Here is a 20,065-nt window from a genome sequence, read left to right as displayed (position 1 = left end):
ATCCATTAAAGGGACGAGTATGAACAAAGTGTATCCTGATGCGAAGTCGGCGCTGGCCGGCATCGTGGCAGATGGCCAGACCATCGCCGTCGGCGGCTTCGGCCTGTGCGGCATTCCGGAGGCGCTGATCGCGGCGCTGCGCGATTCCGGCGTCAAGAACCTCACCGCCATTTCCAATAATGCGGGCGTGGACGGCTTCGGCCTGGGCCAGTTGCTGGAGACGCGCCAGATCAAGAAGATGATTTCGTCCTACGTCGGCGAAAACAAGGAGTTCGCACGCCAGTTCCTGGCCGGCGAACTCGAGCTCGAATTCACCCCGCAGGGCACCCTGGCCGAAAAGCTGCGCGCCGGCGGCGCCGGCATCCCGGCCTTCTACACCAAGACCGGCTACGGCACCATCGTCGCCGAAGGCAAGGAAACCCGCGAATTCGACGGCGAGCACTACGTGATGGAACGTGCGCTGCTGCCGGACGTCTCCCTGGTCAAGGCGTGGAAGGCCGACAAGGCCGGCAACCTCCTGTACCGCAAGACCGCGCGCAACTTCAACCCGAACGTCGCCACGGCGGGCAAAATCTGCATCGTGGAAGTCGAAGAGCTGGTCGAGATCGGCGAGATCGATCCGGACCAGGTGCACACCCCGAGCATCTTCGTGCACCGCATCGTCCACAACCCGACGCCGGAAAAGCGCATCGAGCAGCGCACCGTGCGCGCCAATTAAGATCAGACCGGAGACAAGAACATGGCATGGACTCGTGATGAAATGGCCGCGCGCGCGGCGAAGGAACTGCAGGACGGTTTCTATGTGAACCTGGGCATCGGCCTGCCGACCCTGGTGGCCAACTACGTCCCCAACGATATCGAGGTCTTCCTGCAGTCGGAGAACGGCCTGCTGGGCATCGGCCCCTTCCCGACGGAGGATGAGGTCGACGCCGACCTGATCAACGCCGGCAAGCAGACCGTGACGGCGCTGCCGGGCGCGGCCTACTTCAGCTCGGCCGACTCCTTCGGCATGATCCGCGGCGGCAAGATCAACCTGGCGATCCTGGGCGCGATGCAGGTGTCCCGGCAGGGCGACCTGGCCAACTGGATGATTCCTGGCAAGATGGTCAAGGGCATGGGCGGCGCGATGGACCTGGTGGCCGGCGTCAAGCGCGTGGTCGTGGTGATGGAACACGTAGCCACCGCCAAGGACGGCTCGACCTCGCACAAGATCCTCGAGAAGTGCGACCTGCCGCTGACCGGCGTGGGCGTGGTGGACCGCATCATTACCGACCTGGGCGTCATCGACGTCACCGAGACGGGTTTGAAGCTGGTGGAACTGGCGCCCGGCGTCAGCACCCAGCAGGTGGTCGAGGCGACCGGCTGCGAGCTGGACGTTTCCAGCGTATGAAAAAAGCGCCGGGGGCGGTTTCCGGCCCGGCGCTCGTGCATCGCAGCCCGCAGCTTCCCTGCGGGCTGTTTTTTTAGTTCAGGCTGCGCAGGTGCTTGCGTAATTCCCGAGCGCGCTCCTCGTCGACCGGCGACTTCAAGAGATCGGCAAGGGCGAGGCGCTGCGCGGTACGCAGCGTCTCCGCCGCCTTGACCTTCACGTCCGGCACCACGCCCGTGCCTTCCCAGTTGGTCTTGCTGACCGGATTGATCGCGCGGCCGCCGGGGATGAAGACCGACAGGTGCGGATGGATCCGGTAACTCCGACCCGGATGGGCCCCGCCGCCCGTGGTCTCGCCGATGATCACGCCGCGGCGCAATTGTTGCAGGTTGTAGCTGAATTCCTCGGCGCCGGAAAAAGTGTCCTTGCTGGTCAGCACATAGACCTTCTTCGCGCCGCCGAACTTCTGGCCGGGCACGTCGGCCTCGGTCCAGAAGGCCTGGGTACGGTCGCCCTCGCGCCAGTACATATCGTTCAGATGGGTGCGGTCGTCGAACAGGTAGCTCTGCATCCAGGCGACGGCGTAGGGGTCGCCGCCGCCGTTGTTGCGCAGGTCGACGATCAGGGCGTCGGTATCGGCGACCAGCGTCATCATCGCACTGAGCGCGGGCTTGGCAAAGCGGACCGATGAGAATTCGCGCAGGTCGATGTAGCCGATGTTGCCGGGCAGGGTTTCCACCTTGCGGATACCGTAGTTCTGCGACTTGAGGTAGTCGGCGAACTGGCGGTCCATCTCCGGCGTCGGATCGGGACGGTTTTCGTCTTTCGGGATGGGCTTGGCGGCGTAGCGTACGCCCAGGTGCTTGTCGCGGGTCGGATGGCGCAGGTCATCGGTGAGCATGCTCGACAACTGCTTGATGTCCTTGGCCGCACGGTAGGCGCCGCTCTGCTCGCGGGCCTCGAGGCGCGCGACGATCTGTCCGGCCTTGTCGGGGAAGACATACACTTCGCTGACCTTGCTGCTGAGTTCAGCGATGATTTGCTTGCGGGTTGCATCGTCGACGCCGGCGCGGGCGTCGAGGCAGAATGCGGTGAGGAAGATCGGTGTGAAGAGGAGTGTCCGGAGAGTTGTCATCGTTGTCGAAGCAAGGTTAAAGGGAAGGGCGGCGGATGGGCGTCCCCGTCCGCCGTCCGGGATCGAGGCTTGCCGGTCTTACTCCAGCGTCCAGACGTACTGCACCGCCGTCCAGGCTTCCACCGGCTTGCCCTTGGTAATGGCCGGCTTGAACCTGCACTTCACGAGGGCGCTCTGCGCCGCGTCGTCGAGCAGCGGGTGACCGGACGACCGCGTGATCTTCGACTCCTTCACGCCGCCATTCTTCGCGACCAGGAAGCCCAGGGTGACCGTGCCGGTATGATGCTGCTTGATCGATTCGGCCGGATACTCGGGACGCTTGCAGCTGTTGAAGTCCGCAACCGCGGACGTGTCCGGGTTCCTGGTGGCGGCAGCCGGGGCGGCGTGGGCGAAAGCCGTGACGCTCAGGGCCGCGAGGCCGAGGACGGGAATGGCCGCCTTCCAGTTCAGCGCTTGTACATCGGGACGGATCAAGCGTTTGATGCGTGACATGAGATCTCCTCCGTTGGCCGCCTGGGCCAGGTGGTGGGTGGAAAACTGGAGTTTCTCCAGCTCGGAGAGGGCAAGGGCCAGGCGCCGCGGTTCGCCCAGTATCCGTGCCGCGTGATCGTCGGCGATCTGCTCCCGCTCGCTGCGGATGCGGTTCGAGATCCACCAGACCGCCGGGTGGTAGAAGAGCAGGGTTTCAACCACGTTCTGTCCCAGGTTGACCAGGTAGTCGTGGCGCTTGATGTGGGCCATCTCGTGGGCCAGCAGGGCTTCAAGCAGGTGGGCGGGCATGCCGGACACGAGGGAGGCCGGGACCAGCACCACCGGGCGCCACCAGCCGGCGGTAATCGGACTGGCGAGCGACGCGACTACGCGCAGGCGCACGGCGCGGTCCACGCCGAACCCTGCTGCGAGCCGCTCCAGGCGCGCCTGCCAGGCGGGGTCGGCCTGCTCCTGCTTCGCCGCCCGTTCGATCCAGAACAGGCCCAGCACCATCCGTCCCGCCAGCACCACGGCGCACAGCGCCCAGGTGCCGACGATCCAGCCCAGGTGGTCCGCGAGCAGGATGCTCCAGCTTTCGTCGATCGGCGAACCGGCGACCAGGCCGGCGGCCGCCAGCACGGCAGCGTCGCCGCCCGTACCGGAGTCGCCATTCAGGCGCAGCGCCAGCTCGAGCGCGGGCCAGGCCAGGCAGAGAAAGAGGCCGGTGCAGGCCACCAGGTAGCGCGACTCGGGCCTGGCATTGCGCAGCGCGGTGAGGCCGGCCGCCGTGGCGCAGCCGATCAGCGCGCCCTGCCAGAGGAAGTGGACCAGGGTCCAGCCGATGCTGCCGACGATGTCAGCGGCGCTCATTTCTCGTTCCCCGTATCGTCATCCTTGAGCAGCTTCTCGATCTCGTCGCGCTCCTTCTTCGAGATGCCGGTCTTGAGCGCGGCCAGCACCAGGGCCTTGGCCGATCCGGCGAAGGCGCGCTGCATCAGGTCCTTGAGCAGATTGGTCTCGACCGAATCCTGGGCGTGGGCCGGCGCGTAAACGTGCGAGCGTTCGCTCTCGTCGCGCACCAGCAGCCCCTTGCCGTGCATGACCTGCATCAGGCGCAGCACGGTGGCATAGGTGACGTCCGGCTTCGTCCTCTGCATTTCCTGGTGCACCTGCTTGGCGGTGCCGGAGGCCATGGGCCAAAGCACCTGCAGCAGTTCGAGTTCGGCCGGCGTCGGCTTGGGGGTATCGGGTTTGCGTGGCATGAGCGTCCTCATAATGTTCTGGAATTCCAGCTTCAGAATAGTCGGTCTAGACAGGTCTGTCTATCGTTTTTGCATACTGCGTGCGGAATGTAGACAAACTTGTTTACGTTGGATCTGCCCGCCCTCCGCCTTTACCGTGGGCACGGAGGCCCGGCAACATCAGCGGCCGGCGCCGAGCTCCACCCGGACCGCGGCAAGCGCGGCGTCGAGGGCCTCGGCAGCCGGAACCGGCACATCCGGCACCACGCCGCCGCTCCAGTCGCTCTTCGTGACGGCGTGGATGGTGCGCTTGGTGGCGATCATCGGCACCAGGTGACTTGTCACCGGCCGCCCGAAAGCGCCATGGGCGCCGCCTGGCGTGCGCTCGCCGACGACCCTGGCGCGCTTCAGCTGCTGCAGGGTATAGGCGAAATTCTCGGCGGCCGAGAAGGTCTCCCGGCTGGTCAGGATATAGACCGGCTTGCGGCTGCCGAAGCGCTTGCCCGTCGATTGCGGCGTGGTCCAGCTCTCCTCATAGGTGCCCAGGTGCCGATTCGACTGGTCGAACAGATGGACGGGCCGCTCGTCGAACAGGTAGCTTGCAATGACCGGAATCAGGTCGGTCGACCCGCCCGTGTTTTCCCGCAGGTCGAACACGATCGCGGCGGCGTCGGCCGCATCGCTCATCAGCTGCCGGACGAAGGGCGCCGCGTCGACCGCGCGTTCGAATCCGGTGAAGCGGATCAGCGCGACGTTTCCCGGCAGGCGCTGCGGGGCCGCGAAGCCGAAGTTGGCGGCGGCCATGCGCGCGCGGCGCCGTTCCTCCCGTTTCTTCGCGGCGGCGGGATCGCTTGATGGCATGTCGGCCAGCTGGTCGTCCTCGAAATAGGCGACTTCCGTGTGCGCGTCCTTGCAGATGGCGTCGATGTGCCTGCTCAGCACTTCGGCCAGCTTGCGCGAGGCCGTGATGCGGTCGTAGTCGCCGCGCTGCTGGCGGGCGCGCAGGTCCTTGGCAACGAGCTCGCCGACGCCGGGAAGGAAGTAGATGCGTTCGAATTCCCTGGCGATGTCCTCGATCGCTTTGGTGCGCTCCTGGGCTGTCAGCGGCGCCTCGGGCGAGGCGTGCGTCGCCAGCGAAACCATCAGGAGAAAAGCTGCTGCCAGCGCGATTACTTTCTTCATGCTTTGCCTGGGAAGTAGTGATTGCTCTAGCGTAGCAATGAATACTGCGCTCGGCAATGCGTGCTGCATAGGTGGCTGGGCGCGGACGAAAAAAAGCCGCATCGTTTCGGATGCGGCTTCGTGGGGTCGCGACGGAAATCAGGCGGCGGCGCGCACCGGCTCCAGCTCCTTGTCGCCTTCGAGGGGCACGCGGCCGTGCAGGACGTCGTCCATGCGCTCGCTGTCGAGTTCCTTCTCCCATTTCGACACGACCACGGTGGCCACGCCGTTGCCGACGAAGTTGGTCAGGGCACGCGCTTCGCTCATGAAGCGGTCGATGCCGAGGATCAGGGCCATGCCGGCCACCGGGATGGTCGGGACCACGGCCAGGGTCGCGGCCAGGGTGATGAAGCCGGCGCCGGTGATGCCCGATGCGCCTTTCGAGGTCAGCATGGCCACCGCCAGGATGGTCAGTTCCTGCGTCAGGGTCAGGTCGGTATTGGTCGCCTGGGCCACGAACAGGGCCGCCATCGTCATGTAGATGTTGGTGCCGTCGAGGTTGAAAGAGTAGCCGGTCGGGACCACCAGGCCGACCACCGGCTTGGAGCAGCCGAGGCGTTCGAGCTTGCGCATCAGGGCCGGCAGGGCGCTCTCCGAGGAGCTGGTGCCGAGCACGATCAGCAGTTCTTCCTTGATGTAGGCGATGAACTTGAAGATCGAGAAGCCGGTGAACCTGGCGATCAGGCCCAGCACGACGACCACGAACAGGAAGCAGGTCAGGTAGAAGGAACCCATGAGCTTGGCCAGCGGCAGCAGGGCGTCGAGGCCGTATTTGCCGATGGTGAAGGCCATTGCGCCGAAGGCGCCGACCGGGGCGGCCTTCATGACGATGTTCACGACGCCGAAGATCACGTGCGAGAAGTCCTCGATCATCTTCGTCACCGGACGGCCGCGTTCGCCCATCATCGACAGCGCGAAGCCGAACAGGATGGCGATGAGCAGGACCTGCAGGATGTCACCCTTGGCGAAGGCATCCACGAAGGTGTTCGGGATGATGTTCATGACGAAGTCCGTGGTGGACTGGTGCGACGCCTTCTCGGTGTACTGGGCGATCGCCTTGGTGTCGAGGTGGGCGACGTCGACGTTGAAGCCGGCGCCCGGCTTGAGCAGGTTGGCCACCACCAGGCCGATGGCCAGGGCGAAGGTCGAGACGATTTCGAAATAGAGCAGGGCCTTGCCGCCGACGCGGCCGATCTTCTTCATGTCCTGCATCCCGGCGATGCCGGCGACGACGGTGCAGAAGATCACGGGGGCGATGATCATCTTGATCAGTTTGATGAAGCCGTCTCCCAAAGGCTTCATCTTGGCGCCCAGTTCGGGGTGGAACACCCCGAGCAGCACGCCGAGAACGATGGCGAACAGCACCTGGACGTACAGGATTTTATAAAAAGGCTTTTTCATGGCAACTCTTCTCAGAGAAGTTTGTGGTGTTGCCATCTTGTCGGAAGCGGCCTGCTTTATCTATTGTGGATATCCGCAGGCCTTATATCTTGCTCTCAGATATGCCTTTCCCTTATTCCGAGGTATAGCCTGATCGAGGCATCAGGGGCGGCGGACCACCTCGCCACCCTTCATGACGAAGCCCACCTTGCCTGCCGCGGCGATGTCCTGGGTTGGGTCGCCGTCGACCGCCACCACGTCCGCCAGCAGGCCGGCCTTGAGCTGGCCCAGGTCCTTCGACTTGCCCAGGATATCGGCCGCGACCACGGTAGCCGCGCGCATCGCCTCCATCGGCGACATGCCCAGCTTGACCATCCAGGCCAATTCGCGTGCATTGGTCCCGTGCGCGAAGACGCCGACGTCGCTGCCGTTGCCGATGGTGACGCCGATTCTCCGCGCCAGCGCGAAGGCGCGCGCCGCCTGCTGCATGGCGGGCGTGGGCGCGCCGCCGCGCACGTGCTTCTGGAAGTATTCGCCCGTGGCTTCCGGCGCGCTCAAGGTCGGGATGTAGGCGACGCCGCGCTCCTTCATCAACCTGAAGGTAGCTTCGGAAGCGCCGTAGCCGTGCTCGATGGTGTCGGCGCCGGCCAGCACCGCCATGCGGATTGCCTCGTCGCTGCTGGCGTGCACGGCAACCTTGCGGCCGGTGATGCGGGTGGCGGCGACCATGGCCTTCAACTCTTCCATGGTGAAGGTCGGGCGCGCCGTGCCGTCGATGCCGGTGCGGTAGTCGCCGTAGATCTTGATCCAGTCCGCGCCGCGCGCCGACTGTTCGCGCACCGCCTTGGTGACCTCGTCGATGCCGGTCGCGGGCTGTGCTCCGTAGGGAATCTCCATGTCGGGACGGTAGCTGCGTTCGGCCGGCCCGTAGCTGTAGCTGGCGACGATCGCCTTCGTGGCGATGAACAGGCGCGGCCCGGGCGCCACGCCCTCGTCGATGGCGCGCTTGATGCCGGCGTCGGCATAGTCCGCGCCTTCGGTGCCGAGGTCGCGCAAGGTGGTGAAGCCGGCCTGCAAGGTAGCTGCCGCATGGCGGCCGGCCAGCATGATGCGGTAGGCGACCGGCTCCTTGATCACCTGGTCGTCCCAGCTGGTTTCGTTATAGGGGTGGAGCAGCACGTGGGAGTGCAGGTCGATCATGCCGGGTATGAGCGTCTTGCCGGGCAGGGTGATGCGGTCGGCGTCAGGCGGCACCGTCATCTTCTCAAGCGGGCCGACCGCCTGGATGCGGCCCCGGGCGACCAGCACGCCCCAGCCGGCGTGCGGCGCGCCTTCGCCGGTCCAGACCTTGTCCGCCGTGATCAGGACCGGCCCTGGTGGCGCTGCCTGTGCATGGGCGGCCAGCGCCGCGAACAGGGAAAGGGCGAGCTGCTTGGCGCGGATCGGCATGGACGTCTTCCTCGTGTCTTGATGGATTGGAAAGACGCCATCATAACGGACCCGTGTTCAGCCCTCCAGGTCCCCCAGCGACTGCTCGACACCGAACTGCACGTCGCGCAGGAATGCGCCGCCCTTGTCGGACAGCGCGATGCTAGGTGCCGCCAGCTCGACCAGGCAGACGAGGGCCTGGCGGAACCATTCCATGTCGGTGCCCATGAGGGGCAGGGCGTGGGCATCGTTGAGGTAGTACACCGCACGCGCCAGCAGGTTGGGATCGCGCCCGGCGCGGGCGATGCCGGGCGCGAAATCGACGACTTCGCGGTAGAAGCGGTCGGCCAGGGTCTCGAGGATGTCGTTCGAGACCTGGGGCTGGCCGGCGGCGAGCACCACCCGCGCCAGGTCCAGGCAGGCGTCGCGCAGCTGTTCTTCGTCGAGGCGGTCGGTCACCAGCGGCTCACTGCGCGGCCCAGCCGCCGTCCATGTTCCAGGCCACGCCGCGCACCTGGTCGCCGGCCGGCGAGCAGAAGAACACGGCCAGGGCGCCCAGTTCTTCCGGCGTGACGAATTCGCCGGAAGGCTGCTTCTCGCTCAGCAGGGCCTTTTTCGCGTCTTCGTTGGAGAGGCCGTCGCGGGCGGCGCGGTCGTCGACCTGCTTCTGCACCAGCGGGGTCAGGACCCAGCCCGGGCAGATCGCATTGCAGGTCACGCCCGTGTGGGCGTTCTCCAGCGCGGTGACCTTGGTGAAGCCCACCAGGCCGTGCTTGGCCGCGACATAGGCCGACTTGCCGCTTGACCCCACCAGGCCGTGGACCGAGGCCAGGTTGATGATGCGTCCCCAGTTCTTCTGCTTCATGCCGGGCAGGGCCAGGCGGGTGGTGTGGAAGGCCGAGGTCAGGTTGATGGCGAGGATCGCGTCCCATTTCTCGACCGGGAACTCGTCCACATTGGCCACGTGCTGGATGCCGGCATTGTTGACCAGGATGTCGACGCCGCCGAATTTCTCGGCCGCGAACTTCATCATGGCTTCGATCTCGGCAGGCTTGCTCATGTCGGCGTTGTGGTAGGCGGTCTGGACGCCGAATTCGCTGCCCACGTCGGTGTACAGCTTCTCGATCTGCTGGGCGTCGCCGAAGCCGTTGAAGACGATATTGGCGCCCTGTTCGGCGAGGGAACGGGCGATCCCGAGGCCGATGCCGGAGGTCGAGCCGGTGACGAGGGCGGTTTTACCGCTGAGCATACTGGATTTCATTGTGTCCTCAAGGTGGGAGTAATCGGGTTGCTTCCTCAGAATTGGTAGAATTCTAATCGCAACGCCATATAAAATGGTGCATTGCAGTGATCGAGTCGACAATATTGCCATGACGGGACAGGGGATGAGCGAAGCCAGATTAAACAGCGTGCAGTGCAGTTCGCCCGCCGGCCTGCACCGCATGGCCTACAAGGAGTGGGGCGACCCCGACAACCCGAAGGTGCTGGTCTGCGTGCATGGCGTCACCCGCGTGGCCGACGATTTCGATCACCTGGCGCGCGAGCTGAGCAGCCACTACCGCGTGGTCTGCCCGGACGTGGTCGGCCGCGGACGCTCCGGCCGCCTGCGCGACCCGCAGTACTACACCGTGCCGCAGTACGTGGCCGACATGGTCACGCTGATCGCCCGCGTGACGCGGGACGACGCACTCGGGGTGCACTGGTTCGGCACCTCGATGGGCGGCCTGATCGGCATGATCCTGGCCTCGCTCCACGAGACGCCGATCCGCAAGCTGGTCCTGAACGACATCGGCCCGGTGCTGGACGGTGCGGCGATCGCCCGCATCGGCGAGTACATCGGCCAGGACATCCGCTTCCCGGACTTCGACACCGGCGCGGCCTACGTCAAGACGGTGTCGATGTCCTTCGGGCCGCACACCGAGGAAGAATGGTTCAAGCTGGCCAGCGACGTGCTGCGCCAGGACCAGGACGGCCAGTGGGTGCGCCACTACGACCTGGGCCTGGCCCAGCCTTTCCGCGCCATTACGCCGGAAAGCGCGGCGAGCGACGAGGCGGCGCTGTGGGCGGCATGGGATGCGATCCGCTGCCCGACCCTGCTGGTGCGCGGCGAACTGTCCGACCTGCTGTCGCACGCGACCGCCCTGGAAATGTGCGCACGCGGACCCAGGCCGCGCCTGGTCGAGATTCCCGGCGTCGGCCATGCGCCGACCTTCGTGCGTCCGGAACAGATCGCGATCGCACGTGAATTCCTCCTCGGCGCGCCCTAGAACGCGCGCCATATTCAACCAGAAGAAAGCAATTATGGAAATCAAACGACTCCACGTAGGCAAGCGCCTCTCCGAAACCGCCATCCACAACGAGACCGTCTACCTGGCCGGCCAGATCGCCGAAGACACCACCCAGGACATCGAGGGCCAGATGCGCGAAGTGCTGGGCCATGTCGACCGCCTGCTGAACGAGGCCGGCAGCGACAAGTCCTGCATCCTGATGTGCCAGATCTTCATCGCCGACATGGCGCACTTCGCCGGCATGAACGCGGTCTGGGACGAGTGGGTCCCGCAGGGCCACACCCCGCCGCGCGCCACCGTCGAGGCCAAGCTGGCCAATCCCGCATGCCTGGTCGAGGTCTGCGTCACCGCCGCACTGCGTTAAGAAAACCGTATTAATGGTATCAACCGTTTTACTGGGTGACGCCAGTACCCAGCTGGTGCAGGGCCTGAGCGTCGAGGATTGCGCGCGCGTCCAGACCGCGCTTGACTATGCCAACGCCGCCTACGGCGAGCGCAATGCCGGCACCGGCCAGAACGCCTTCGAGTTCTCGCTCGGCGTGGCCGGCACGCTCTCCTACCTCAGCACCGATGCCGAGACCCGCATCGCCGGCCTGCTGTTCGAGCTGGCGATGATGGATCCGCAAGTCGCCGGTTCGCTCGAGGAGCGCTTCGGCAAGGAAGTGTCGGACCTGGTACAGGGCGTCTACCAGCTGATCAAGCTGCGCGACCTCACGGCCGGCAAGGAAAACATCGGCAGCGGCAAGAACGCCGCCCAGCAGGCCGCCGCCCAGGTCGAAACCCTGCGCAAGATGCTGCTGGCGATGGCCTCCGACATGCGCGTGGTCCTGATGCGCCTGGCCTCCTGCGCCACCACCCTGCGCTATTTCGCCGAGCAGAAGCGTTTCGACGACGTCACCCGCGCCTATGGCCGCGAGGTGCTGGACTTCTACGCGCCGCTGGCGAACCGGCTCGGGATCTGGCAGCTGAAGTGGGAGCTGGAAGACCTGTCCTTCCGCTTCATCGAGCCGGACACCTATAAACGCATCGCCAGGATGCTGGAAGAAAAGCGCATGCAGCGCGAGGGCTTCGTCGAGTCCTCGATCGCGCGCCTGCAGGGCGAGCTGGCGGCGGCCGGCATCAAGGCCGAGGTCTCGGGCCGGCCCAAGCACATCTACAGCATCTATAACAAGATGCGGGGAAAGGAGCTCGATTTCTCCTCGCTCTACGACGTGCGCGCCTTCCGCGTGATCGTCCCGGACGTGAAGACCTGCTACACGGTGCTCGGCATCGTGCACAACATCTGGACCCCGATCCCGAAGGAATTCGACGACTACATCTCGCGGCCCAAGCCGAACGGCTACCAGTCGCTGCACACGGTGGTCACCGCCGAAGACGGGCGGCCGCTGGAAGTGCAGATCCGCACCCAGGAGATGCACAACCTCGCCGAATACGGCATCGCCGCCCACTGGCGCTACAAGGAAGAGGGCGGCTCCAACTTCAAGAGCCAGAAGTACGACGAGAAGATCGCCTGGCTGCGCCAGCTGCTGGCCTGGAAGAGCGACGTGGCCGACGTGGTCGCGGGACAGGAAGACCTGCAGAAGGAATGGGTCGAGAAGCTCAAGGCGACAACGCTGGACGACCGCATCTTCGTGCTGACGCCGCAGGCGCGGGTGCTGGAACTGCCGCAGGGCGCGACCCCGATCGACTTCGCCTACCACCTGCACAGCGAAGTCGGACACCGCTGCCGCGGCGCCAAGATCGACGGCGTGATGGTGCCCCTGAACACGCCGCTGAGGAATGGCCAGACCTGCGAGATCATCACGGCCAAGGGCCCGCTCGGGACCGCGGGACCCTCGCGCGACTGGCTCAGCCCCGGCTACGCCGTCAGCAGCCGCACGCGTTCGAAGATCCGCGCCTGGTTCCATGCGATGGAACAGGAAGAGACCCTGGCCACCGGCCGCGCGCTGGTCGAAAAGTCCCTGCAGCGCGAGGGCAAGACCGCCGTCAACCTGGAAGCCCTGGCGCACAAGCTGGGCTTTGCGAAGGTCGACGAGCTGTTCATCCAGGTCGGCAAGGAGAAGTTCAGCCTGCGCCACGTGGAAGCGGCCCTGCACGACACGGTGGAAGCGCCGCCCCAGGTCGATGAGGCGGTCGTCAACAAGAGCCGCGCCTCGAGCGTGGAGCAGGGCGCCAAGTCGGGCGTGCTGGTGGTCGGCACCGAGGGCCTGATGACGATGCTGGCCAAGTGCTGCAAGCCGGCGCCGCCGGACCCGATCTGCGGTTTTGTTACGCGCGGCAAGGGCGTCTCCATCCACCGCCTGAGCTGCAAGAACTTCGCCGAGATGCGCGCCAAGTCGCCCGAGCGCGTGATCCAGACCGAATGGGGCGCGGCCGGCCTGGAGACCGTCTACCCGGTCGACCTGTTCATCCTCGCGATGGACAGGCAGGGCCTGCTGCGCGACATCTCGGACGTGTTCATGCGCGAGAAGATCAACGTCATCGGCGTGAATACCCAGAGCAGCAAGGGACAGGCGCGCATGGTGTTCACCGCGGAGATCGGATCGACGGCGCAGCTGAACAAGGCGCTGGGCGCGATCGGCGAGGTGAAGGGAGTGATGGAGGCGCGGCGCCAATGAGGGAGCTGGACGTAGCAATTCGATACAAAAATCCGGCACAGCTGCCACTATTTGTATCATATTGACATCATGCGCCGAACCCTCGACCTCTACGCCCGCCCCAGCCTGTGGGGCCTCGCCTTCCTGCGCTACCTGCGCAGCTGGTGGTATATGGTGCACCTGGGCGCGGTGGCCATCGTGATGGCCCTGTCGCCCTCGACCTACAACCGCGAGAACCGCCTGTCGGCCGCGCGCTATATCTATGCCAGCACCTGGCAGGTGCTGCCCTGGTTCGCGCTGGCGTCCGCCCTCATCAGCCTCGTCATCATCCGCATCGTGCTGGTCACGGCCAAGAGCTACGGCCTGTCGCACTTCGCGCTGGAGATGGTGGTGCGGGTGCTGGTGCTGGAGTTGATTCCCCTGTCCGCCGCGATGTTCGTGGCCCTGCGCGCCAGCATGGCCTTCGACGCCTCGGCCCTGGGCCTGGCGCGCGCCGGCATGTCGCCGCAGGCCGCCAACGACGAGGCCCTGCGCCGGCTGCGGCGCGACATGGTGCCGCAGCTGCTGGCCAATGCCTTCGGCGTGCTGAGCATGGCGATGGTGACGAGCACCATCGTGCTGGTGCTGGCCTACGTGAACGTCTATGGCCTCCTGCCCTGGGGCTTGTCCGACTACACCCGCACCGTCGGCCGCGTCTTCTCGCCCACGGTGACAGCCGGCTTCGTGCTCAAGACCGTCTTCTTCGGCCTGGCCGTGGCCCTGATCCCGACTGCCGCCATCCTCGAACTGCAGCGCTATCCGCGCCGCGTGAATGTCACCGTCCAGCCGGGCGCGCTGCGCCTGCTGTTCGTGCTGCTCGTGATCGAAGCGGCCTCGCTCGCCCTCAAATACATCTAAGAAGAACAGGAAGTCATGACCGAACCCTTGCCGGACGAACCGAAACACGTCGAACTCAAAGCGATGATCCTCCTGGTGGCGATCGGCATCCTGGTCGTCTCCTTCATCGGCTACGTGATGCATGCGCGCGGCGTGTTCGAGCCGACCCAGCGCCTGGTGCTGGAGACCGACGACTCCTCCGGCGTCATTCCCGGCATGGACATGACCTTCGCCGGTTTCCCGATCGGGCGCGTGAGCCAGGTTGAGCTCTCGCCCGAAGGCAAGGTGCGCATCCTGGTCGACGTGCAGAGCAAGGATGCGAAATGGCTGCGCACCTCGAGCGTGTTCACCTTGGAATCGAGCATCGTCGGCGAGACCCGCCTGCGCGCCTTCACTGGCCTGCTCAACGATCCGCCGCTGCCGGCGGGCGCCGTGCGCTCCGTGCTGCGCGGCGACGCCACCGCCGAGATCCCGCGCATCGTCGCCACCGCCCGCTCGCTGCTGGAAAACCTCGAGACCATGACGGCGACCGACTCGGACATCAACGCCAGCCTGGCCAACATCAACGCCGTGACCGGCCGCATGTCCGGCCCGGCCGGCGTGCTGGGCGGCATAATGGGCAGCGACGTGGAGGCGCGCAAGCTGCGCGAGGCGCTCGACCGCATCAATTCGCTGCTCGACAAGACCGAGCGGCGCGTCTACGGCAAGGAGGGGGTGATGGACGACGCCCAGGCCGCGGTCCGCCAGCTCAACACCGTGCTGCAGGACGCCAGCAATACGCTCAAGAAGGTCGACGCCGTGCTGGTCGAGGCCCAGGCCGTCGGCGCCAATGCGCGCGTCGCCACGCAAGACCTGGGCGCGCTGCGCGGTGAAGTCGACGCCAGCCTGCGCAAGGTGAACCGCCTGGTCGACGAGATCAACCGCAAGTGGCCCTTCGCCCGCAGCAACCAGGAGATCAAGCTGCCATGAGAATCGTCGCCATCCTCGCGCTTGCCTTGCTCGCCGCCTGTTCCAGCAAGCCGCTCCCGCCCGACTGGCAGCTCGATGCCAAGGGGTCTCTCGACGGGTCGGTCGACGACTACCTGAAAGGCCACACGGCGGCCGCCGACGCGGGTTTCCGCAGTGCGCGCCAGGCCACCACGGCCACCGGCCGCCCCGACTACGTGGCCCAGGTCGAGCTGGTGCGCTGCGCCGCGCGCGTGGCCAGCCTCGATTTCGACGACTGCCCGGGCTATGCGGCGCTGGCGCAGGAAGCCACGCCGGAACAGCGGGCCTACGCCGAGTATCTCTATGGCCGCTGGCAGAACGTGAACGCGGCGCAGCTGCCGGAGCAGCACCGCCCCGTGCTGGCCGGCGCCCAGGTCGCGGCCGTGACGGATCCGCTGGCGCGCCTGGTGGCGGCCGGCGCCGCCTTCAAGGCCGGACGCATCACGCCCGAGGACATCACCCGGGCCATCGAGACGGCCTCGAACCAGGGCTGGCGCCGTCCGCTGCTGGCCTGGCTGGGCGTGCAGGCCAGGCGCGCCGAGGCGGCGGGCGACGCGCAGGAAGCACAGCGCATCCGCCGCCGCATCGCACTGGCGTCCGGACAGGGCTGAGCTGGCGGACGCGCCCATGTCGGGCTCCCGGGACCTGGAGCGGCAGCTGAGCGAGCTTGGGCTGGCGTCCGGGGACACGGTCATGACGCACGTTTCCCTGCGCGCCGTGGGCCCGCTGGGGGACGGCCCTGCAAGCCTCCTCGAGGCCATCCTCGCCTGCATTGGCGCGGCCGGCAACCTGATGGCCTTCGTTTCCTGGCGCGACTCTCCCTACGAGGAGACACTGGGATGGGCCACGGTGCCGGATGCCGTGCGCGATTCCTGGCCGGCCTTCGACCCGGAACACGCCCCGTCCTATCCCGGTTTCGGCGCATTCAATGAATTCATCCGCAAGCACCCGGACTGCCGGCGCAGCCCGCACCCCGATGCGTCGATGGCCGCTATCGGGCCCGATGCGGCCTGGCTGGTCGCACCCCATCGCATGGGCAGCGCATACGGGCCGGGTTCGCCGCTCGAACGCCTGCTGCACAAGGGCGGCAAGGTCCTGTCGATCGGTGCCGGTCCTGACGCGGTCACGGTGCTGCACTATGCCGAAGCCGTCGCGCGCATTCCCGGCAAACGCCGGGTGGTGTATTCCATGCCCTTGCTGGTCGACGGCGAGCGCCGCTGGGTGACGGCAAGCGATTGGGACTCGAACGGCATCCTGGACGAGTATGCCGGGCCAGAGGGGCCGGACGCGGTCGAACGGGCTGCGCGCGACTATCTCGCGCTGGGCCGGCACCGGGAGGGGATGGTGGGCCGCGCCGCGGCGCGCCTGATCGACGCGAACGACATCGTTCGCTTCGGCCAGGCCTGGCTGGAAGGACGTCATGGTGGTGGCCCGGCCTGAACTGCCGTCCTACTCGATGTTGCGTGTCGCGCCCGAGGCGTCCCCCGCATCGGATCGCCACGGCGGGATAGGGGCGGAATAGTCGGGGTAGTCCTTGTCCAGCGCCAGTGGTACCTGCAGGCACATGCTCTGGGTCGGCAACACTTCGGTCCAGTCGCGGATCAGGTCGCGGTAGGCGTGCCCCACAGGCCGGATATTGCGGTCCAGGTCGGCCAATCCCAATGCATTCACGGTTCCCTTGTTCTCGCGTAGGGCGGTATCCCAGTCGACCTGGTCGGTGAGCGAGTACCAGGTGAAGCCGACCAGGGGCACGCCGTTGTTCCGTACCCGCAAGACGTTGGCCCATTCCTTGCGCAGCCATTTGACGGCTTCGTCCCCCATGGGGCCCTGGCACAGATTGGTCTCCGTGTGCATCACCGGGAGGAGATAGCGATTGTAGTACTGGTGGGTAATGACTGCGTAACCAAAAATTTCGCCGGATTCCGTGGTCTCCCCGCTCGCCTCGACCAGGTGCTCGTTGGTCTGGTAATAGTCGTTCCCCATGATGCATCGGTGCTTCAGGTTGTTGTCCAGGAAAAAGTGGTATTCCTCCCGCTGCATGCCGTTATCCATCAGGTATTCGTACATGGTCGAGTCCACGCGGCGGCCATAGTTCAGATCGAGCGACAGGAAACGTCGCGCCTTCATCATTTCGGCCGGCCCGATCGCTTCCGGCGTGGTGGCATGAAAGTACTCCGTCGATTCGCTCTGGATGAACAGGGCGTCCGGCCGTATTTCGAGGATGGCGCGCATCGCGAGCAGGTTGGCCTTGACCAGGTGCTTGAGTGCCGTGACGAAGGCACGGTCGCTGCGCTGCTGTTCGTTCCACCAGCCGTACAGGCTAGAAAACAGCGCGCAGATCGACATCTCGTTGACCGGGGTATAGAGCTGGATCCAGGGATAGCGCAGCGCAAAGGCGCGCGCATAGTCGGCGAACAGGGCGGGGAAGTCGGGGTTCTGGAAGTCGCCGAGGAAGTCGGGCAGGCCAAAATGGCAGAGGTCGACGATGGCGACCAGGCCGCGCCGGCGCAGCTCCGGAAAAGTCTCGTCGGCGAAGGACCAGTCGTAGCGCCCAGCGCCGACGAGCGTCGTGTGCAGGGGCGGGCCATAGCGCAGAAAACGGATGCCGATCTCCTGCACCAGGTCGAAGTCACGGCGCCAGTGACGGTAGTGGCCGCATTTTTCCATCTCGTCCATGCGCACCCGGCCGCCCTCGATGGTCGGGATGCTGCTTTCGATGCCGGTGGCGAAGATGAAGCCGGGGTGGCTGGGAGCCATGTCGTCTCCTGTGCATGCCGGGTTTGCCTTGTCCCGATCATACCCTTGGGGCGACGGCCGCGCCGCGCGGCGCATGCCTGCTACGCCCCGGCCGCCGATTCCTTCGCCGGCCGCAGCGCCCAGGGCAGGGTGTTGTGGATGGTCGTTGCGGCCAGCGCCGCCTGGCCGGTGGCCACCGCGATCTGGTTCAGGCCGCGCGTGACGTCGCCGACGGCGAACAGGCCCGGCACCTGCGTGCGGCAGTGGTCGTCCACCAGCAGCTTGCTGCACTCGACGGTCTCGGCGCCCAGGCTGCTTGCCAGGTCCGAGCGCGCGTTCTCGCCCAGCATGGGGTAGAACACGTCGCAAGGGTAGTCTTCGCCATCCTTGGTGTGCAGGATCGGCTTCATGTCGTCGCTCATCGTCACGCCCACGAGGGGCGACTCGATGAGGCGGACCTGGGCTGCGGCCAGCTGCTGGCGCTCCTCGTCGTTGAGCGTGGAGACCGGGCCGCGCTCGAACAGCAGCACGTCGGCGCTGAAGGTGCGCATGAAGAGGGCGTGGCCGACCGGGTTGATGTCGGAAGTCACCACGCCGATGCGCTTGTCGATCACGTCCCAGCCGTCGCACACCGGGCACAGGCGCACGGCGCCGCAGCGCACCGCCTCGTCCCAGCGCTCGACCGGCATGCCGGCGTCGGCCACGCCGGTCGCCAGCAGGACGGTGTGGGCGCGGATCTGGCAGGGCTCGCCGCCGTCCATGGGCGCGTAGTCGCCCACGAAGATGCCGTCCTCCAGGCGCAGGCTGGTGATTTCGCCCGGCATCACGCTGCCGCCGTAGTTGGCCAGCTGGGCGCGCAGGTTTTCCAGCAGCTGCACGCCATTGACCCCGTCCGGGAAGCCGGGGTAGTTGTGCGAGACGGGAATCCAGGACAGGCGGCTGTTGCCCTTGTCGACCAGGGCGATGTGGCGCGTGAAGCGGCGCAGGTAGACCCCGGCCGTGAGGCCGGCCGGGCCGCCGCCGATGATGAGGGTGTCGAAAACGGTGCGTGCGCAATCCATGGGTGGATTATGCGAGAGCGGAACAAGCCTGCGCTATCGGCGTGCGGGCTCGCGCCGGGTAAGACGCCGCTTACAGGGACTTGCCGCCGGCGGCTTCCGGCTGCAGGGTCACGTGGTCGATGCCATGCTTCTCGCGCAGCATGGCGCGCACCGCGGCGAGCACGGCCGGCCACTGTTCCAGGCTGGCGATCTCGAGGTGGCCGATCAGGGCAGGGTGGCCGGGCGACATGTCCCACACGTGCAGGTCGTGCACGTCGAGCACGCCGTCCACGGCCTTCAGGCTGGCGCCGACCTCCAGGTAGTCGATCCCGGCCGGCACGCCTTCCATCAGGAAGTGGTAGGACTCGCGCAGGATGCCGCTGGTCGAGCGCAGGATCAGCAGCGCCACGAAGATCGACAGGATCGGGTCGACCCGTACCCAGCCGGTGAAATAGATGATGGCGCCGGAGGCGATCGCCGCCAGGGAGCCGAGCAGGTCGCCCATCACGTTCACCAGGGCGGCCCGGGTGTTGATGCTGGCGTTGTCGCGCGACAGCACCCAGGCGACCAGCAGGTTGATGCAGGCGCCGATCGCGGCGACCACCAGCACCACGCCACCCTGCACCGCTTCGGGGTGCATCAGGCGCTGCACGGCTTCCCACACGATCCAGGCGACCAGCGCCAGCATGGCCAGGCTGTTGACGAAGGCGGCCAGGGCCTCGGCGCGCACGAAGCCGAAGGAGTGGCGGTGCGAAGGCGGGCGGCTGGCGATGGCCTGGGCCATCAGGGCCAGGCCCAGGGCGGCGGCGTCGGTCACCATGTGCCCGGCGTCGGAGATCAGGGCCAGCGAGTTCGAGATGAAGCCGGTGACGACTTCGATGACGGCGAACAGCAGGGTCATGCCGAGCGCCACGCCGAGCGCCAATTGGCTGCGCCCCTCGATGGTGTGGGCATGTTGCGCATCGCCGTCGAGGTGGGCGTGCAGGTGTTCGGTGGTGGGTTCGGCTTGTTGGCTTGACATGCCGATAGTGTAAATCAAAGCCGTCGAAGCGATCCTGGCAGGCTCGCCAGGAAACTTTTTCCGGGACAAGCCTTGCTTAAGCGCGGTGCGCTCCTTATAATGCGGGAATCGGGCGGTTAGTTCAGCTGGTTAGAATACTTGGTCGACATCCAAGGGGTCGCAGATTCGAATTCTGCACCGCCCACCAGATCACACAAGCAGTACCCAGGTAAGAGCGAGAAAGGCACCGACGGTTATGACACCGCGAACTACGACTATGTTGTGGGGGAATCGCT

General features: G+C 66.2%; 20 protein-coding genes and 1 tRNA gene. 10 read left to right on the top strand and 11 right to left on the bottom strand.

Features of this window, described 5'->3' with window-relative positions:
- The first annotated feature begins 19 nt into the window (after positions 1 to 19).
- Both NX780_RS16320 and NX780_RS16315 read left to right on the top strand, forming a co-directional pair.
- Positions 20 to 718, top strand: coding sequence for a CoA transferase subunit A (locus tag NX780_RS16320; protein WP_027865383.1), 699 nt, complete (start codon positions 20 to 22; stop codon positions 716 to 718).
- A 21-nt stretch (positions 719 to 739) separates the two neighbouring features.
- On the top strand, positions 740 to 1,390 hold the full coding sequence (locus tag NX780_RS16315; RefSeq protein ID WP_258828930.1) for a 3-oxoacid CoA-transferase subunit B: 651 nt from the start codon (positions 740 to 742) through the stop codon (positions 1,388 to 1,390).
- A gap of 73 nt (positions 1,391 to 1,463) precedes the next feature.
- On the opposite strand, the gene NX780_RS16310 is transcribed toward NX780_RS16315, so the two are convergent.
- The 8 genes from NX780_RS16310 to NX780_RS16275 all read right to left on the bottom strand — a co-directional run bounded on the left by NX780_RS16310 (position 1,464) and on the right by NX780_RS16275 (position 9,506).
- Positions 1,464 to 2,504: a S41 family peptidase gene (locus NX780_RS16310; protein ID WP_258828929.1), complete on the bottom strand. Its 1,041-nt coding sequence runs from the start codon at positions 2,502 to 2,504 to the stop codon at positions 1,464 to 1,466.
- A 78-nt stretch (positions 2,505 to 2,582) separates the two neighbouring features.
- Positions 2,583 to 3,845, bottom strand: coding sequence for a M56 family metallopeptidase (locus tag NX780_RS16305; RefSeq protein ID WP_258828928.1), 1,263 nt, complete (start codon positions 3,843 to 3,845; stop codon positions 2,583 to 2,585).
- The gene (locus NX780_RS16300; RefSeq protein ID WP_258828927.1) at positions 3,842 to 4,237 is read right to left on the bottom strand and encodes a BlaI/MecI/CopY family transcriptional regulator; all 396 of its coding nucleotides are present in this window, start codon (positions 4,235 to 4,237) and stop codon (positions 3,842 to 3,844) included. The genes NX780_RS16305 and NX780_RS16300 overlap by 4 nt, the downstream gene beginning before the upstream one ends.
- Positions 4,238 to 4,396: 159 nt before the next feature.
- Entirely contained in the window at positions 4,397 to 5,398 is a 1,002-nt protein-coding gene (locus NX780_RS16295; protein WP_258828926.1) for a S41 family peptidase, read from the bottom strand.
- A gap of 138 nt (positions 5,399 to 5,536) precedes the next feature.
- Positions 5,537 to 6,838, bottom strand: a complete 1,302-nt coding sequence (locus NX780_RS16290; RefSeq protein ID WP_258828925.1) for a dicarboxylate/amino acid:cation symporter — start codon at positions 6,836 to 6,838, stop codon at positions 5,537 to 5,539.
- 141 nt (positions 6,839 to 6,979) lie between these two features.
- Positions 6,980 to 8,266, bottom strand: coding sequence for a metal-dependent hydrolase family protein (locus NX780_RS16285; RefSeq protein ID WP_258828924.1), 1,287 nt, complete (start codon positions 8,264 to 8,266; stop codon positions 6,980 to 6,982).
- A gap of 57 nt (positions 8,267 to 8,323) precedes the next feature.
- Positions 8,324 to 8,704 (bottom strand): hypothetical protein, encoded by a 381-nt coding sequence (locus NX780_RS16280; protein ID WP_258828923.1) that lies wholly within the window; start codon positions 8,702 to 8,704, stop codon positions 8,324 to 8,326.
- A 7-nt stretch (positions 8,705 to 8,711) separates the two neighbouring features.
- Positions 8,712 to 9,506 (bottom strand): 3-hydroxybutyrate dehydrogenase, encoded by a 795-nt coding sequence (locus tag NX780_RS16275; RefSeq protein ID WP_258828922.1) that lies wholly within the window; start codon positions 9,504 to 9,506, stop codon positions 8,712 to 8,714.
- Between the two features lie 124 nt (positions 9,507 to 9,630).
- Between NX780_RS16275 and NX780_RS16270 the strand changes: the two genes are divergently transcribed.
- The 7 genes from NX780_RS16270 to aac(3) all read left to right on the top strand — a co-directional run bounded on the left by NX780_RS16270 (position 9,631) and on the right by aac(3) (position 16,433).
- A complete protein-coding gene (locus NX780_RS16270) occupies positions 9,631 to 10,512 on the top strand; it encodes an alpha/beta fold hydrolase (protein WP_258828921.1) in 882 nt (293 codons plus the stop codon).
- Positions 10,513 to 10,546: 34 nt separating this feature from the next.
- The gene (locus NX780_RS16265) at positions 10,547 to 10,897 is read left to right on the top strand and encodes a RidA family protein (RefSeq protein WP_258828920.1); all 351 of its coding nucleotides are present in this window, start codon (positions 10,547 to 10,549) and stop codon (positions 10,895 to 10,897) included.
- Between the two features lie 13 nt (positions 10,898 to 10,910).
- Complete coding sequence (locus tag NX780_RS16260; RefSeq protein WP_258828919.1) at positions 10,911 to 13,151, top strand: RelA/SpoT family protein; 2,241 nt, start codon at positions 10,911 to 10,913, stop codon at positions 13,149 to 13,151.
- 69 nt (positions 13,152 to 13,220) lie between these two features.
- Positions 13,221 to 14,027 carry an MlaE family ABC transporter permease gene (locus NX780_RS16255; RefSeq protein ID WP_258828918.1) on the top strand — a complete coding sequence of 269 codons (807 nt, stop codon included), beginning with the start codon at positions 13,221 to 13,223 and terminating at the stop codon, positions 14,025 to 14,027.
- A gap of 15 nt (positions 14,028 to 14,042) precedes the next feature.
- Positions 14,043 to 14,975 carry an MlaD family protein gene (locus tag NX780_RS16250; protein ID WP_258828917.1) on the top strand — a complete coding sequence of 311 codons (933 nt, stop codon included), beginning with the start codon at positions 14,043 to 14,045 and terminating at the stop codon, positions 14,973 to 14,975.
- A complete protein-coding gene (locus NX780_RS16245; protein WP_258828916.1) occupies positions 14,972 to 15,604 on the top strand; it encodes a hypothetical protein in 633 nt (210 codons plus the stop codon). Before NX780_RS16250 ends, NX780_RS16245 begins: the two co-directional genes overlap by 4 nt.
- Before the next feature lie 16 nt (positions 15,605 to 15,620).
- Positions 15,621 to 16,433 (top strand): aminoglycoside 3-N-acetyltransferase, encoded by an 813-nt coding sequence (aac(3), locus tag NX780_RS16240; protein WP_258828915.1) that lies wholly within the window; start codon positions 15,621 to 15,623, stop codon positions 16,431 to 16,433.
- A gap of 9 nt (positions 16,434 to 16,442) precedes the next feature.
- On the opposite strand, the gene NX780_RS16235 is transcribed toward aac(3), so the two are convergent.
- The 3 genes from NX780_RS16235 to NX780_RS16225 all read right to left on the bottom strand — a co-directional run bounded on the left by NX780_RS16235 (position 16,443) and on the right by NX780_RS16225 (position 19,790).
- Positions 16,443 to 17,750, bottom strand: a complete 1,308-nt coding sequence (locus tag NX780_RS16235) for a family 1 glycosylhydrolase (RefSeq protein WP_258828914.1) — start codon at positions 17,748 to 17,750, stop codon at positions 16,443 to 16,445.
- An 80-nt stretch (positions 17,751 to 17,830) separates the two neighbouring features.
- Complete coding sequence (locus NX780_RS16230) at positions 17,831 to 18,790, bottom strand: NAD(P)/FAD-dependent oxidoreductase (RefSeq protein WP_258828913.1); 960 nt, start codon at positions 18,788 to 18,790, stop codon at positions 17,831 to 17,833.
- Between the two features lie 70 nt (positions 18,791 to 18,860).
- Positions 18,861 to 19,790: a cation diffusion facilitator family transporter gene (locus NX780_RS16225; RefSeq protein WP_258828912.1), complete on the bottom strand. Its 930-nt coding sequence runs from the start codon at positions 19,788 to 19,790 to the stop codon at positions 18,861 to 18,863.
- Between the two features lie 110 nt (positions 19,791 to 19,900).
- Between NX780_RS16225 and NX780_RS16220 the strand changes: the two genes are divergently transcribed.
- Positions 19,901 to 19,977 (top strand) — tRNA-Val (locus NX780_RS16220).
- Positions 19,978 to 20,065 lie beyond the last annotated feature (88 nt).

The sequence above is a fragment of the Massilia agri genome (assembly GCF_024753255.1).
GTDB lineage: Bacteria > Pseudomonadota > Gammaproteobacteria > Burkholderiales > Burkholderiaceae_D > Telluria > Telluria agri.
The sequence above is the reverse complement of the archived record's forward strand: the minus strand, read 5'-3'. Positions and strand labels throughout refer to the sequence as shown.